The sequence below is a fragment of the Lachnoclostridium sp. An14 genome (genome assembly GCF_002160755.1).
GTDB lineage: Bacteria > Bacillota > Clostridia > Lachnospirales > Lachnospiraceae > Lachnoclostridium_A.
Genome location: NZ_NFLE01000027.1, coordinates 20,813 through 36,329, shown reverse-complemented (window position 1 = coordinate 36,329; position 15,517 = coordinate 20,813). Strand labels below are relative to the sequence as shown.

The 15,517-nt window shown below is 53.8% G+C and carries 11 protein-coding genes; 8 read left to right on the top strand and 3 right to left on the bottom strand.

The features are described 5' to 3' along the window. Nucleotides 1–11: 11 nt before the first annotated feature. The 3 genes from B5E84_RS14290 to B5E84_RS14280 all read right to left on the bottom strand — a co-directional run bounded on the left by B5E84_RS14290 (nucleotide 12) and on the right by B5E84_RS14280 (nucleotide 4,245). Nucleotides 12–1,367: an APC family permease gene (locus B5E84_RS14290; RefSeq protein WP_087223921.1), complete on the bottom strand. Its 1,356-nt coding sequence runs from the start codon at nucleotides 1,365–1,367 to the stop codon at nucleotides 12–14. A 192-nt stretch (nucleotides 1,368–1,559) separates the two neighbouring features. Then, nucleotides 1,560–3,530 carry a sigma-54 interaction domain-containing protein gene (locus B5E84_RS14285; protein ID WP_087223919.1) on the bottom strand — a complete coding sequence of 657 codons (1,971 nt, stop codon included), beginning with the start codon at nucleotides 3,528–3,530 and terminating at the stop codon, nucleotides 1,560–1,562. 250 nt (nucleotides 3,531–3,780) lie between these two features. After that, the gene (locus B5E84_RS14280; protein ID WP_087223917.1) at nucleotides 3,781–4,245 is read right to left on the bottom strand and encodes a methylglyoxal synthase; all 465 of its coding nucleotides are present in this window, start codon (nucleotides 4,243–4,245) and stop codon (nucleotides 3,781–3,783) included. A gap of 384 nt (nucleotides 4,246–4,629) precedes the next feature. Here B5E84_RS14280 and B5E84_RS14275 point away from each other — a divergent pair, with 384 nt between their 5' ends. The 8 genes from B5E84_RS14275 (at nucleotide 4,630) to rfbH (ending at nucleotide 15,500) form a co-directional block, all read left to right on the top strand. Continuing rightward, nucleotides 4,630–5,976, top strand: coding sequence for an ABC transporter ATP-binding protein (locus B5E84_RS14275; protein WP_087223915.1), 1,347 nt, complete (start codon nucleotides 4,630–4,632; stop codon nucleotides 5,974–5,976). Next, complete coding sequence (locus B5E84_RS14270; protein ID WP_087223913.1) at nucleotides 5,960–6,742, top strand: class I SAM-dependent methyltransferase; 783 nt, start codon at nucleotides 5,960–5,962, stop codon at nucleotides 6,740–6,742. The genes B5E84_RS14275 and B5E84_RS14270 overlap by 17 nt, the downstream gene beginning before the upstream one ends. Next, the gene (locus B5E84_RS14265; RefSeq protein WP_087223911.1) at nucleotides 6,735–9,845 is read left to right on the top strand and encodes a glycosyltransferase; all 3,111 of its coding nucleotides are present in this window, start codon (nucleotides 6,735–6,737) and stop codon (nucleotides 9,843–9,845) included. The genes B5E84_RS14270 and B5E84_RS14265 overlap by 8 nt, the downstream gene beginning before the upstream one ends. Nucleotides 9,846–9,932: 87 nt before the next feature. After that, nucleotides 9,933–10,715, top strand: a complete 783-nt coding sequence (locus B5E84_RS14260; RefSeq protein ID WP_087223909.1) for a glycosyltransferase family A protein — start codon at nucleotides 9,933–9,935, stop codon at nucleotides 10,713–10,715. Continuing rightward, nucleotides 10,708–12,081, top strand: a complete 1,374-nt coding sequence (locus B5E84_RS14255; protein WP_087223907.1) for a hypothetical protein — start codon at nucleotides 10,708–10,710, stop codon at nucleotides 12,079–12,081. The genes B5E84_RS14260 and B5E84_RS14255 overlap by 8 nt, the downstream gene beginning before the upstream one ends. Before the next feature lie 37 nt (nucleotides 12,082–12,118). Further along, entirely contained in the window at nucleotides 12,119–12,895 is a 777-nt protein-coding gene (rfbF, locus tag B5E84_RS14250; protein WP_087223905.1) for a glucose-1-phosphate cytidylyltransferase, read from the top strand. A gap of 12 nt (nucleotides 12,896–12,907) precedes the next feature. Beyond that, entirely contained in the window at nucleotides 12,908–13,966 is a 1,059-nt protein-coding gene (gene rfbG / locus B5E84_RS14245) for a CDP-glucose 4,6-dehydratase (RefSeq protein WP_087223903.1), read from the top strand. Nucleotides 13,967–14,159: 193 nt separating this feature from the next. Next, a complete protein-coding gene (gene rfbH, locus B5E84_RS14240) occupies nucleotides 14,160–15,500 on the top strand; it encodes a lipopolysaccharide biosynthesis protein RfbH (RefSeq protein WP_204248595.1) in 1,341 nt (446 codons plus the stop codon). The last annotated feature ends 17 nt before the right edge of the window (nucleotides 15,501–15,517 follow it).

Sequence of the window (15,517 nt, the reverse complement as noted above, 5' to 3'; positions counted from 1 at the left end):
GTCATTTCCTCCTAATTCTCTTTTTCAGTCGTATAGTCCACTAACAGGTCATCTTCAATTTTCACGTGTTTGGCATATGTATTGGTGTAAATCAGCACGATCACGATCAGTGCGGCGATAAACCCGACCACAGCCAGAGACAGGTTCAGCAGCAGGGACGAGGACAGCACGCAGAGGATGATCATGCCGGTTACGGAGATTGCCTTTGCCTGCCCAGGGGTTATTTTTAAGCTGGAGCGTTTCAGGGTGTCGCCGGATTTGGATGCCAGTACAAACAGGGCGACACAGACAAACAGCTTGGAGAGCAGAGAATTGGCGGTGGTAAATTTGGTGATAAAGGCAATGTCAAAGCCCATTACCAGCGGAATCAAACCTACCAGATAGAACAAGGTAAGGAGCTTTACCGGCACTCCGTGTTTGCTGACCGTTCCGAAGGAGCGGGGCAGCAGGCCGTCGTCGCAAGCCACCAGCAGAGGCTTTGTCACCCAGGAAAGGGTGGCGTTCAGAGTGGTAGCGGTGGCGCCGAGGGCGGCTCCGATGACAAACAGGTAGAACGCGATTCCTGGCATGGTCTCCTGGGCCACCAGAGTGAGGGGCTGGTTGGCCACCTGTTCCATGGGAAGGATTCCGGCGGCCACAATGGCGATGAGCACGTAGAAAATGCCCACACCGAAGGTGGAGATCACCATGACTCTCGGGATGGTCCGGCCGGCGTCCTTTGTCTCTCCTCCCAGCTCGGCTAACACCTGAGCACCGCCTGTAGCAGAGCTTAAAAGGGCCAGGGTGCTGATGAACGCGAAACCGCCGTTGGCGAATAAATGGGACGGGGTAAAAATGTACGCCAGATCCGCCTTGGGAAGTCCAAAGGCGATAAAGAGCAGCAGGCCGCCGATGAGAGCCACGGACATAATTTTATTCAGGATGGCGGCAGATTTTGTACCCACTAAATTCGTGATAAAAAAGAAGGTCAGGATGGCGATGGCCACCATATGCTGGTTCAGCCCGGTGACAATGCTCACAAAATAGGAGGCAAAGCTCAGGGCGTATTGCGCCAGCCCCACGTTCATGGTGATGTGTAGCAGCAGGTACAGCATTCCGGGAGATTTTCCAAGAATGCGGCTGCAGTAGCGGTAAGGCCCTCCGGTGGTGGGCACGGATGCCCCCAGGATTGCCACGGGGAATATGCTGATAATCGTAAAAATGGGGGACATCAAAAATGCCAGCACCACCCCGGTTCCTGTCATTCCGATGGCTACCCCGGTAGAGGACATGATTCCCGCTCCGATGATCTGGCCCACGGAAATCGCCATAAGATCCCAAAATCCCAGGTTGCGGATCAGTTTACTTTCCTGCCTTTCATTACTCATACAGTCACCTCCAGAATTTTTGAATGATAGAGCAAAAACCGGTTTTCTGACAAATTAATGAGCAAAAAGGATGCCAACTGAAAAAAGGCAGGAAAATCGGGAATTTTTGTCAAAAATAAGGGGTTTTAATGGGGGAGGTTTCTGTTTAATGGGATGTAATGGGACTTAATGGGGTAAACGGGGTCCGTGAGGTTATCGAGGTTTCTGAATGCCCTGGCGGCCCCGGCCGATGGAAATGGCATTCTCCGCCTCTAATTCCTTCAGCAGAGCCCGTATTTTTCCCTCGGAGTAGTGATAACCTTGCTGGAACAGCCGCCCCTGCAGACTGCGCCTGCCGGGACAGATTCCTGTTTCCCAGAAGGAGCGGACGCAGTCCAGAAGGATGGTTTTATCCTCTGAGGTTTCGTGTTTTTCCGGGAAAAGTGCCGTTTCTTCCTGAAAGTAGCAGGGTAGGTCTGCCGGAGCGATTTCCGTCTTCCCCAGACTCCCTAAATATTCTACGCAGTTGGAGAGCTCGCGGACGTTTCCCTCATAATTGTGCGTAATGAGAAGGGTTTCCGCGGCCGGAGTCAGACGGAAGGAGCAGCCGTATTCTCTGGCAATCTGGTGAAACAGGGGGAGAATGTCCTCCCGCCGGTCGTTCAGCCCGCTTAAGGCGAGGGGAAGGACGTTAAGGCGGTAGTACAGATCCGCGCGGAACCGTCCCTCCTGTACCAGTTTCTTCAGATCCCGGTTGGTGGCGGAGATGATGCGGATGTCAATGGGAATCACTTTGCTGCCGCCCACCCGCACGACCTCCCGCTCCTGGAGGACCCGCAGCAGTTTCACCTGTAGTCCCAGAGGCATTTCTCCGATTTCATCCAAAAACAGGGTTCCCTTGTGAGCCGCCTCAAACAGTCCGGCTTTTCCCTCCCGCCGGGCGCCGGTGAAGGAGCCGCCCTCGTAGCCGAACAGCTCACTTTCCAGCAGGGATTCCACAAAGGCGCCGCAGTTTACGGGGATGAAGGGGCCGTTTCTGCGGTCGGAGGCATTGTGGATCGCGTTGGCAAACAGCTCTTTGCCGGTGCCGGACGGCCCCTGAATCAGAACATTGGACCGGGACTTGGCGAAGGTGGCGGCGAGAGACAGGGCCTGCTGAATGGAGGGACTGCTGCCTTTGATATTGGAAAAGGTGTATTTGGCGTGCTGCTTTTCCGACAGGCGGCGCGTGCGCAGGCGCAGCTCCTTTTCCACCTCTGAGCGGTAGTCTGAGATGAGGATATATCCGGCGTAAATCCCGTGGGTACTGGTGGTCCAAAGGTCGAACACGAATTCCCGGCCCTGATACTTGACCACCTGTTCCCCGAATTCACCGTACCGGTTCTGGTAGCCGTCTAAAAACGGGAAAATGTCTGAAAGATGCCTGCCGATCAGCTGAGACAAAGACAGTCCCAGCAGCTTTTCGGCGGTGTAGTCGCAGTAGCAGATCAGTCCGTCCGGGACGAAATAGAGCAGGCCGGTGACGGCTTTTCCAAAGGCGGCCGCGTAATAGCTGCCGATGCCGATCATATCGCTGATCTGGCGGGTGGTAAAGACGATGTCGCGGGAATAGGAACGGAAAAAATCAGTTTCAGCCAGGCCAGGCAGTCCCAAAACTACAGCGATCTGCAGCAGCGTTTCGGCACTGATAAGCCCCCGCCCGTGAAATTGGATTACCTCGTGTCCGGAAATATTCTGCAATCCGCCGTTTTCAAAAGAAACGATCAGCGGTTTCAGCTGAGAAACGGGAAGGGAGGGGTGCCAGGCATTTAAAATACTGCCGGGGATACCCAGATTTTCCAGCATTCGTACCCGCTGGGCAGCGTAAAAAGGAGTGTCCGCCACAATGCTGACTCCCGTTTTCCCGCCTTCCTCCAGGATGCGGCTGTAGGTTTTCTTATCAATGGTGTGCTTGATCCAGATAATGGGCGTTTCCGGAGCGCATAAGGTTTTCAGATACTGGCTCCATTCAGAAGTGGTCACCAGAACCAGGTCGATAGTTTCGTAGGAAACGCGGGGGCTGCGGTTAAATGCGCCCGTGATGAGCTCGATGTCAAAGCCGTGAAAGAACCGGGACAGAATTCTGGTGTAGGAATCCCAGTCGTCCGGCGTAAAGCTCCACAATAAGATCTGTTTTTTCGGCATATGGTCCCTCTTTCCCGTAATTGAAGTTGTCTGATTTTGGAGTATGCCTTATTTTAACACATGGAGAAAGAAATGCAAATGGAATCGGAGTGGAGAATGGGAGGGCCTGGGGCGCGGCTGCGTTCCGGCACACACTTTGTAACGGAATTTTGACGGAAATGTCTTTCCTGCCGGGAAAATGGCTGTCAGAGCAGCCGCCCTCCAAAAGGCTCCTGTATTTGACACGTGCCCTTGCAAACCGGGAACCGCGTTACAGCGTCCGCGCCCTCTCCGCAATATTCTGATGGAAATTGATAATTTTATGCTCATACTCCTCATTCATAAACGAGGAAGTGATGAGGAAATCAGCGGTAGCCTTGTTGTTTGCGATGGGAATGTCGTAGACCTGGGCGATGCGCAGCAGCGCCTTTACGTCCGGATCGTGGGGCTGGGCAGTGAGGGGATCGGAGAAGAAAATCACGAAATCCACCCGTCCTTCCACGATTTTCGCGCCGATCTGCTGGTCACCGCCTAAGGGGCCGCTGTTGTAGCCCTTGACCGGAAGTCCTGTGGCCTCGGTGATCATTCTGGCTGTAGTTCCCGTGCCGCACAGGAAATGGCCTTTTAAGATTTCCTTGTGCTCGTCGCACCATGCAATCATTTCATGTTTCTTGCTGTCGTGAGCGATCAGCGCGATGTTTTTCTGTTTTCCGATGGTCATTGTCAGAAAGTCCATATGGTTACCTCCTAGTATAATGATGGATGGAATCTTAAAATCCCGCAGAGTTTCGGACCGGGCGTCTGCCTGACTTTCCTGCGCTCCTGCCTGCGGGGAAAAATCGAACCTTACAGCTTGATTCTGTCACAGGGCGAACCGGGTTGTCAAGCAAATCTGTGTTAAGTTTCTGTGTCCGTTCTGAAAAATCCGGCGGAAAAGACAGGAGAGCCGGAAAAATAGCAGAGGCGCGTCAGAGTAAGCGCGGCGGGGGCTGGGTTTAGAGGGAAACGGTTTTATCGGAAAATACTAAGAACAATGTAAGAAAAACCGCAGGGAAAACGGTGTAAAATCCTGACAGGTTGTGGTATAATAACTCCCAAACTATGCTTTTTGGAGGAAACCATGTCAGGCGAATACGCGATTAACGTCCAGGATGTGACGAAAATATATAAGCTTTACGACAAACCCATTGACCGGCTGAAGGAATCCTTAAGTCCCATGCACAAAAATTATCACCGGGATTTCTATGCCCTTCGGAACATTTCCTTTCAGGTAAAGAAGGGGGAAACCGTGGGCATCATCGGCACCAATGGCTCCGGAAAATCCACGATCCTGAAGATCATTACCGGCGTACTCACCCCCACAGAGGGGACGGCCGAGGTGGACGGGGTGATTTCTGCCCTGCTGGAGCTGGGGGCCGGGTTCAATATGGATTACACGGGAATTGAAAATATCTACATGAACGGCACCATGATGGGATTTTCCAGGAAGGAGATGGACGAAAAGCTCCAGGACATCCTGGATTTCGCTGACATCGGCGATTTCGTGTATCAGCCGGTGAAGACCTATTCCAGCGGTATGTTTGTCCGCCTGGCATTCGCTCTGGCGATCAATGTGGAGCCGGAGATCCTGATTGTGGACGAGGCGCTGTCCGTGGGAGACGTATTTTTCCAGGCCAAGTGCTACCGCCGTATGGAGGAGATCCGCAAGAGCGGCACCACCATCCTTATGGTGACCCACGATATGGGCAGCATCATCAAATACTGCGACAAGGTAGTGCTGTTAAATAAGGGTGAGTTTGTAGCGGAAGGAGCTCCGGGCCGCATGGTGGACCTGTATAAGAAGATCCTGGCCGGCCAGATGGACTCCCTGAAGGAGGAGCTGGAGGAGATGAACGATTTCTCCGGCGACAAGGCCCTGGAGGATAAGGAATTTGAGCAGGAGACCGTTCACGAGGGCGGACTGATGCGGGACAAGATCGCCGTAAATGCCAACCGCACGGAATACGGGGACGGACGAGCGGAAATCTTTGATTTTGGCCTGGAGGATCAGCGGGGAAATTTAAGCAACCTGATTTTAAAAGGGGAAATGTTCACCATCCGGGAGAAAATCCGGTTTCACGGGGAACTGAAGGCCCCCATTTTTACCTACACCATCAAGGATAAAAAAGGAACCAGCCTCACAGGCACGAACACCATGTATGAGGGGACGGACATCAAGCCGGTAAAACGGGGCGACGTATACGAGGTGGCGTTCACTCAGAAAATGACCCTTCAGGGGGGAGAATACCTCCTGTCTATGAGCTGCACCGGCTTTGAAGGGGAGGAGCACGTGGTGTACCATCGCCTCTACGACGTGGCCAGCATCACCGTAATTTCAAATAAAAATACGGTGGGCGTGTACGATATGGAGTCCACGGTGGAGGCAAAACTGACGAAAGGCGGAGAATCGAATGGGACAGACGGCTGAGCGGCTGCTGGAGCTTTTAGAGGAGTACGGCGGCGATGAAAAAAAGATTCTGGAGGACCACAGGGAGCTGGAGTACTTCTACGCCCTGTCAGATATAAGGGAAAATCTGCTGGAATGGTTCCCCTTTGATCCAAACGGCAGGATTTTACAGATCGGCTCCGGGTGCGGCGCCCTGACGGGCCTGCTTGCCCGCCGGGGAAAGCAGGTGACTGTGATCGACGGGGACGAGGCCGATCTGAAGGTGAACCGGATTCGCCGCGGCGCCCTGGGAAACATTGATTATGTAAACTGCAATTCGGGCCAATATATGGAACAGGCGGGAGACGGCAGAGGAAATGCCGCTGATCCGTTCGACTGTGTGGTAATGGCCGACGGCCTGGGAGAAACTCCGGAAGAATCCATTGAGGCTGCCAAAGCTTTCGTGAAACCGGGGGGAGTCCTTCTTTTGGCGGCGGACAATCCTCTGGGCTTAAAGCACTGGGCCGGAGCGCCGAAGGAGACGGGAGCCATGGGAAAAGAACGGCTGTGCGCCCTGCTCCCAGGGGCAGAATGCTATTATCCTCTGCCGGACTACCGGGCGGCGTCGGAGATCTATTCAGACCGGCGGCTGCCGGCGAAGGGAGATCTGACGGGAATGGTCATTTCCTACGATTATCCTGAGTTTCTGCGGACGGACGTGGGAGCGTCCTGGGATTCCATCTGCCAGGAAGGCAAGTTCCCGGAATTTGCCAATTCTTACTTAATGGTTTGGAGGAGACATGGCTGACATCGCATATATTAAATACAATCGCACGAGAAAAGAGGAATTTCAGATAAAGACAGAAATCCTCGTGGAAAACGGGGAGACCTGGGTGGAAAAGTCGGCCCTGTCTGATGAGGGGACGGCTCATATCCGCTCTTTCGGGGACAAATATGAGGCACTGAAACGGCAGCACGTCCATTTAAAGGTGGTGGAACCTCGGCTTTCCGACGATGGGAGGACAGCCCGGTTTGCCTATCTCACAGGAAAAACCCTGGCGGAGGAGCTGGGAGAGGAGATCCGCACGGGACAGGCCCCGGTGGAGGCGATCCGCGCCGTTGTGGAAAAGGTCTGCGAGGTGCGGCCGGAATATCTGGCTCCGTTTCAGATCACGGACCGGCTGACGGAGGTATTCGGGCCGGTGCCGAAGTTTGACGATCAGGCCATGGCCGTGTCCAACATAGACGCCCTTTTGGAGAATATTCTGGTGACGGAGGACGGCTGGTATTTCCTGGATTACGAGTGGGTTTATGATTTTCCCGTGCCTCTGGGCTTTGTGAAATACCGCATCCTGTTCTATTTTTACCGGAAATATCACAGTCTTATGAACTATGGGGATGTTGCGGAATTTTTAAAGGAGTTCGGAGTGAATGAGGAACTGCTGGAGGCTTACGGCGATATGGAGACGGCCTTCCAGCAGTACGTCCACGGCGGAAACCAGGAGCTGTATCTTTTAAACTACCGCAAGGATTACCGCCCGGTGGAACAGCTGGAGGAGGAACACGTAGAGCTTTTGGAGGCCAGAAAACGGCTCTGCCATTTAAACGATGTGGAGTTTGAGCTGCACAACGCCACCACGGAGCTGAAAAAATTAAAGGAAATTCACCGTCTTACGGAAAATCACGTCAACAACCTGGATGTGATTATCGCGGACCTGCGCCGGGAAAACGGGGTGATGGCCCAGACCATCGGCGTGCTGAACGCCCACATTTCCATCCCCTACCGCATCCGGCGGAAACTGGGAGCCATGTTTAACAAACGGTTCCCCAAAGGAACCAGGAAACGGAAAATTTTGAGCTATTGCAGGAGGACCGTGTGCCATCCTGTAACCTATATGAAACTGTACACCTCCGAGGACGGCAGAAACCGCATTCACGGAGATTTTGAGATCGGCGAGGAGTATTTCACCCACGGCATGGTCCATCTGCCGAAGGAGGATCACCCGCTGGTGTCCATCGTGATTCCGGTATACAACCAGATTCACTACACCTACGCCTGTCTGCGGTCCATTGAGGAGCATACGAAGGATGTGCCCTACGAGGTAATCATCGCGGACGACGTTTCCACGGACGCCACGAAGGAGCTTTCCCGGTACGCGGAAAATGTGGTAATCCGCAGAAACAGCGTAAATCAGGGGTTCCTCGGCAACTGCAATCAGGCGGCGGAGGCAGCCCGCGGGAAATACATCCTGTTTTTAAACAACGATACCCAGGTAACGGAAGGCTGGCTTTCTTCCCTGGTGCGCCTGATCGAATCCGACCCGTCCATCGGTATGGTTGGCTCCAAACTGGTGTATCCGGACGGACGGCTGCAGGAGGCAGGAGGAATCATCTGGAGCGACGGCTCCGGCTGGAACTACGGCCGCATGGATGATCCGGACAAGCCGGAATACAACTATGTGAAGGACGTGGACTATATTTCCGGCGCGTCCATTATGCTGCCCGTTTCCCTGTGGAAACAGATCGGTGGCTTTGACAAGCGGTATGCTCCGGCGTACTGTGAAGACGCGGACCTGGCCTTTGAGGTGAGAAAGGCGGGGTACCGGGTCGTATACCAGCCCCTTTCCAAAGTCATCCACTTTGAGGGAGTGTCCAACGGCACAGATGTAAACGGCACAGGACTGAAACGCTACCAGGTGGAGAACAGCAAAAAAATGCGGGAGAAGTGGGCCGAGGAGTTCCGGAACCAGTACGAGAACACCGGCAACCCCGATCCCTTCCGGGCCAGGGAGCGCAGCCGCGGAAAACAGATCATCCTGGTGGTGGATCACTACGTCCCCACCTTTGACAAAGACGCCGGCTCCAAGTGCACCTATCAGTATATGAAGATGTTCGTGGAAAAAGGCTTTGTGGTGAAATTCCTGGGGGACAACTACGCCCATGAGGAGCCGTACACCACAGCCCTGGAACAGATGGGCATTGAGGTGCTTTACGGGGAGAGCTACCGCACCGGTATCTGGGACTGGCTGGAAAAACACGGAAAGGACATTGCCTTCGTGTACTTAAACCGGCCCCATATTGCGGTGAAATACATTGATTTTATTAAGGAGCACACAGATATTAAGGTGCTGTACTTCGGCCACGACCTTCATTTCCTCAGAGAGACCAGAGAGTATGAGCTGACCGGGGACGAGGAGATTAAGAAATCCGCTGATTACTGGCGTTCTGTGGAGCTGTCCCTGATGAAAAAGACGGATATGGCCTATTATCCCTCCTATGTGGAGCGGGATCTGATCCATGACATCAGCCCGAAGATCCAGGTGAAGGACATTCCGCTCTACGTCTATGAGACGTTTAAGGAGGATCTGGACGAGAACTTTGAGCAGAAAGAGGGCCTGCTGTTTGTAGGCGGGTTTGGCCATCCGCCGAACGCGGACGCCGTGCTCTGGTTTGTGAAGGAAATCTTCCCTCTGATCCGAAAGGAGCGGGAGATCAATTTCTACATTGTCGGCTCTAAGGTGACGGAGGAGATCAAAGCCCTGGAGCAGCCTGGAAATGGCGTGGTAGTGAAAGGCTTTGTGAGCGACGAGGAGCTGGAGGAGCTTTACCGGAAGTGCCGCGTTGTAGTGGTTCCGCTCCGCTACGGCGCCGGAATCAAAGGAAAAGTGCTGGAAGCCATGTACAACGGGGCTGTGGTGGTGACGACCTCCATCGGAGCCGAGGGGATCAAGGATTCCGGCGAAGTCCTGACCGTCCGGGACGAGGTGGCAGAGTTTGCCCAGGCGGTGCTGGAGCTTTACGGAGATCCCGACCGCTGCCGGTTCATTTCCGGGGAGACTCAAGTTTATATGAAGGAACACTTCAGCCTGGACGCGGTGTGGAACTGCGTCAGGGATGATTTTACGAGATAACCAAGGAGGTCCGCCGGGAACGGACAGTCCGGGGCAGCAGCTGCCGCGGGCCAGGTTTCGTCTCCGGCGGCAGAACGGAGATTTACCATGACACATACATTTGCCATCTGCGCCTACGGCGATTCCCCCTATCTGGAGAACTGCATCCGCTCTTTAAGGCGGCAGGGGGAAGATACAGACATTATCCTCTGCACCTCTACCCCCAGCGATTACATCCGCAAAACGGCGGCCCGCTATGAAATCCCGGTCTTTGTGCGGGACGGGGAGAGCGATATTCAGGAGGACTGGAACTTCGCCTACAATACGGCGGAGGGAGATCTGGTGACCCTGGCTCATCAGGATGATATGTATCACCGGGATTATGAGAAAATCCTTCTGGAGCGGGCAGAGAAATATCCCGATATGACCGTGTTTACCACAGATTACGCCACGGTGAAGGGGACGAAACTGATGGAAAAGCGGGGCCTGGTGGAATGGGTGAAAGCAGCCCTTCGCCTGCCTCTCATAAACCCCGACTGGAATGACAGGGAGTGGCTGAAACGGGTGGCGCTTATTTTTGGAAACTCCATCTGCTGTCCGTCCTGCACGTACAATAAGAAACTGCTGGGAGAGTCCCTGTTTCGTTCGGAATTCCGGTATGTGCTGGACTGGGATACCCTCTGGAGGCTGGCGGGAGAAAAGGGGCGGTTTGTCTGCGAGGAACGGCCGCTTATTTACTACCGGGTACACGACGGAGCTACCACAAAACAGTGGATTGGTGACAACCGGCGGACGGAGGAGGAGCTGGCCATGTTTCGGAAATTCTGGCCGGAGCCTGCGGTGCAGCTCTTAGAACGACTATACAGGAAAGCGTACAAGGCATATGACTGACAGAAAATTTCGATGGATGTACGGCGCGGTTCCAGTTCTGGGCCTGGCCTTCATCCTTTGGTATATTATGGCCGCCACCTGCGACGCGGCCTATTCCGACTACATCCGGCAGATTTTATCCTATTTGCCGGACGTCTGGAATCCGGAAAAATTCTTTGTGCCGGATCTTTTGACCAGAATCCCCATAAACTACCCGGTGCGGGCGTTTAACGTGACTGTCCTGGATTTCTCGGTCACCTTTGATCTGGTGCTGGGAGCTCTGGGCCTGGGCCTGGCGGGGCTGGTGATTGGGAAATACTGTTATGAACGGCGAGTGGGAGCGGCATGGTTCCTGCTCCTCATGTTCCTGTTTTACAGCCTGAATAAGTGGGAAATGCTCACCAACGGCACGGGCTGGGTACATTTTCTGGCTTTTGCCTGCTTTTACTATCACTATCTGGTGTTGGACCGGATGGAGGCGGGACAGGGAAAGCGGGGAGACGGGCTGCGCTTAAAGGTATTGCCGTTTGTGATTACCCTGTGCATTGCCGGGCCGTACTGCGCTGTTTATTCCGGCGTACTGTTTCTGGCTTACGGATTCCTGGCGGTGAAAGCGTATCGAAAAACGAAAAAATGGGACAGAGCGTATTTCTTTTATGGTCTGTGTGTGCTCCTGCCCCTTCTTATCTATATGGTCAGCAGTTCTCTGGCTGTGTATGAGCACACCGGAGCCTACACGGGGCCGATGCTGCCGGTGCTTTTGGAGCAGCCGGGGCTGTTTGTGAAGTTCTTCATCAAATCCTTTGGCGGGATGGTGATGGAAAAAGAAACGCTGGAGTACGGCGTGAATATGGGATATTTCCCCTATGCCGTGGTATATGCCATGGGGTTTGCGGTTATGGGAGGATACCTGGCGGCTTTGTGGCTGAATTTCCGCTTTCGGCTCTATGAGAGGACGATTTTGCCGTTGATTCTGGTGATGGCCGGGGGAATGAACCACGTACTCATACTGCTGTCCCGCTGGATTTTTCTGCGGGATGACTACGGCATGAGTGCTCGCTACGCGCTGCAGTTTCAGGTGGGAATCCTGGGGATTGTGCTCACCTGTGCCCTTCTGTGGAGGGAAATCAAGCCGACGGCCCTTAAGGCCCTTATTATCTGCTGGTGCCTGATGATGGTAGCCGGAAATGGATTTACAGATTATAAGGAAATCCACACGGCTCCCGGCAGACAGGCCTGGGGAGAGACGGTGAAGGAGATGGCCGGACATCTGGAGGACTTTTCCGACGAGGAGCTGGTTTACCAGTTCCAGTACGGAAACGCGGATAAGATCCGTCAGGCTATGGCAATACTGGAGGAAAACCATTGGAATATGTACAGGCAGTGAGCCCGGTGGGCAGCCTGAGGACAGGAGGACAAACGTAATGAAGGTAGTGATACTGGCCGGAGGCCTGGGAACGAGAATCAGCGAGGAAAGCCATTTAAAGCCGAAACCTATGGTGGAGATCGGGGAAAAGCCGATTTTGTGGCATATTATGAAGTATTATTCCGCGTTCGGATTTCATGAGTTTGTGATCTGCTGCGGTTATAAACAACACGTGATCAAAGAGTGGTTCGCGGACTACTATCTCCACAACAGCGACGTGACCTTTGATCTGGCAAACAACACCATGGACGTTCACAACAACTACTCGGAGCCCTGGAAGGTAACCCTGGTGGATACCGGCCTTTATACGATGACCGGCGGCCGCATTAAGCGGATCCAGGAATATGTGAAAGGCGAGCCATTCATGATGACTTACGGGGACGGCGTGTGCAACGTGGATTTAAAGGCGCTGAGGGAATTCCATGAAGGCCACGGAAAGATTGCCACCATCACCACCGTGAATATCGGCCAGGTAAAAGGCGTGCTGGACATTGATGAAAATGATACTGTCACCTCCTTCCGGGAAAAGGACGACAACGATGGCAGCCTGATCAACGGCGGATTTATGGTGCTGAATCCGGAAATTTTTGATTATCTGGAGGGGGATGACACCGTCTTTGAGCAGGGGCCCATGCAGCGTCTGGCTGCGGAGGGTCAGTTGAAGTCCTTTTATCACGATGGGTTCTGGCAGTGCATGGACACTCAGCGGGAGATGAACAAGCTGGAGGAGCTTTGGCAGAGCGGCCGGGCCCCTTGGAAGATCTGGGAGAAATAGGAGGAGCGACCGGTGAATTTACAGGATTTGGAAACATTTTACAAGGGAAAACGGGTGTTGGTGACAGGGCACACGGGCTTTAAAGGCACGTGGCTCTGCCGCATCCTGGCTCTGGCGGGAGCCCAGGTGACAGGCTACGCTCTGGAGCCGCCTACGGATCCCAGCATTTTTGAGCAGACGAGACTGGGACAGACCATGAATTCCGTGATCGGGGACATTCGGGATCTGGCACATTTAAAAGCAGTATTTGAGGAGACAAGGCCGGAGGTGGTATTCCATCTGGCGGCTCAGCCCATTGTGCGGGATTCCTACAAGGATCCGGTATATACTTATGAGACGAATGTGATGGGGACAGTGAATATGCTGGAGTGCGTCCGCCTGACGGGCTCGGTGAAATCCTTTTTAAATGTGACCACAGACAAGGTTTACGACAACAAGGAGTGGGAGTACGGTTACCGGGAAACGGATCCTTTGGACGGCTACGATCCCTATTCCAACAGTAAATCCTGCTCAGAGCTGGTGACCCACAGCTATAAAAAATCCTTTTTCCAGGGCGGACGCTGCGCCGTCTCTACCTGCCGGGCAGGAAATGTGATCGGCGGCGGCGACTATGCCAATGACAGGATCATTCCTGACTGCATTCGGGCGGCAGAGGCCGGGAGGGATATTGTGGTAAGAAATCCCTATTCCACCAGGCCTTACCAGCACGTGCTGGAACCGCTGGCGGTATATCTGGAGATTGCGGCGAAACAGTATGAGGACCGGAAATACGAGGGATATTATAATGTAGGGCCGGACGACTGCGACTGCGTGACCACCGGGGAGCTGGCGGATTTATTCTGCGCCTCCTGGGGAAATATGGCGTGGGTGAATGTCCATGACGGAGGCCCCCATGAAGCCAATTTCCTGAAACTGGATTGTTCCAGAATTAAATCGGTATTTGGCTGGCGGCCCAGACTCCATGTGGGCGAGGCGGTGGCCATGACGGTGGACTGGGCCAAGGCGGTGGCGGCCGGGGAGAGCGCTATGGAGGCGACGGACCAGCAGATCCGGGAGTTTTTTCGTTCATAGAATGTACTGTTCCGCGTAAAACGGACGTTACTGGAGCGGTGCGCACTGTAGCACACAATCAGATTGCGGCACACAATTAGTTAGAGAGAAAAATGCGTTCATGCCGGGCGGTAAAATATCCGGTTCCGGATGGATAATGGGGCGGCTGGCGATGGTATTGCCAGTGAGCCGTGGGAAAGGAGCAGCATAGAAAATGTTTGAGTATATGTCAGAGCAGCAGGCCAGAGAGCGGATTCTGGAGATGACGGCGGCCTACTGTGAAAAGTATCACAATAAAAAGAAACCGTTTGAGCCAGGAGACCGGATCTCCTACGCGTCCAGGGTTTACGATGAGCATGAGATGGTAAACCTGGTGGACAGTGCCCTGGAGTTCTGGCTGACCTCCGGACGGTACACGGACGCGTTTGAGAAAAAGCTGGGAGAATATCTGGGAGTGAAATACTGCTCTCTGGTAAACTCCGGATCTTCCGCCAATCTGTTGGCGTTTATGGCCCTTACCTCCCCTCTTTTGGGAGATCGGAGAGTGTATAAGGGGGATGAGGTTATTACAGTAGCTGCCGGATTCCCTACCACGGTGACGCCGATGCTCCAATACGGGGCTGTACCGGTATTTGTGGATGTGACCATTCCGCAGTACAACATCGACGTAAATGCCCTGGAGCAGGCTCTTTCAGAAAAGACGAAGGCGGTAATGGTGGCCCATACTCTGGGCAATCCCTTTGACTTAAAAGCAGTGAAGGCGTTTTGTGAGGCTCATGGCCTCTGGCTGGTGGAGGACAACTGTGACGCTCTGGGAAGCCGCTACGCCATTGACGGCGAGGTGCGTTTTACAGGGACGATCGGTGACATCGGAACTTCCAGTTTTTATCCCCCTCATCATATGACCATGGGCGAAGGGGGCGCGGTTTATACAAATGATCCGCTGTTGAATAAGATTGTCCGTTCGCTAAGAGACTGGGGCCGGGACTGTGTGTGCCCCTCCGGCCGCGACAATCTCTGCGGTCATCGGTTTGACCGGCAGTACGGAGAGCTTCCGCTGGGGTATGATCACAAATACGTGTACTCCCATTTTGGATACAATTTAAAGGCTACGGATATGCAGGCTGCTGTGGGCTGTGCCCAGCTGGAGAAATTCCCCTCCTTTGTGGAGCGGAGAAAGAAGAATTTCGCCCGGCTGAAAGAAGGGCTTGCGGGAACGGAGGATAAGCTGATCTTGCCGGAGCCGTGTCCGAATTCAGATCCCAGCTGGTTTGGGTTCTTAATCACCTGCAAAGAGGGTGTGGACCGGAATCAGGTGGTGCAGCACGTGGAGGCCAAAAGTGTTCAGACCAGAATGCTTTTTGCGGGAAATCTGATCAAACATCCCTGTTTTGACGAGATGCGCGAAACAGGAACTGGCTACCGGGTAGCGGGCAGTCTGGAAAACACTGACCGGATCATGCGGGACACCTTCTGGGTAGGCGTATATCCGGGAATGACGGATGAGATGATCGACTATATGGCTGCGGTGATCCGGGAGGCCGTAGGAGCGTAGGCAAAAGGACGGCAGCC

Excerpts from the sequence above, each read along its gene's own strand:
- B5E84_RS14265 (WP_087223911.1), top strand. The coding sequence starts at position 6,735 with ATGGCTGACATCGCATATATTAAATACAATCGCACGAGAAAAGAGGAA.
- B5E84_RS14285 (WP_087223919.1), bottom strand. The coding sequence starts at position 3,530 with ATGCCGAAAAAACAGATCTTATTGTGGAGCTTTACGCCGGACGACTGG.
- B5E84_RS14260 (WP_087223909.1), top strand. The coding sequence starts at position 9,933 with ATGACACATACATTTGCCATCTGCGCCTACGGCGATTCCCCCTATCTG.
- B5E84_RS14255 (WP_087223907.1), top strand. The coding sequence starts at position 10,708 with ATGACTGACAGAAAATTTCGATGGATGTACGGCGCGGTTCCAGTTCTG.
- B5E84_RS14275 (WP_087223915.1), top strand. The coding sequence starts at position 4,630 with ATGTCAGGCGAATACGCGATTAACGTCCAGGATGTGACGAAAATATAT.
- rfbH (WP_204248595.1), top strand. The coding sequence starts at position 14,160 with ATGTTTGAGTATATGTCAGAGCAGCAGGCCAGAGAGCGGATTCTGGAG.
- rfbF (WP_087223905.1), top strand. The coding sequence starts at position 12,119 with ATGAAGGTAGTGATACTGGCCGGAGGCCTGGGAACGAGAATCAGCGAG.
- B5E84_RS14280 (WP_087223917.1), bottom strand. The coding sequence starts at position 4,245 with ATGGACTTTCTGACAATGACCATCGGAAAACAGAAAAACATCGCGCTG.
- B5E84_RS14290 (WP_087223921.1), bottom strand. The coding sequence starts at position 1,367 with ATGAGTAATGAAAGGCAGGAAAGTAAACTGATCCGCAACCTGGGATTT.
- B5E84_RS14270 (WP_087223913.1), top strand. The coding sequence starts at position 5,960 with ATGGGACAGACGGCTGAGCGGCTGCTGGAGCTTTTAGAGGAGTACGGC.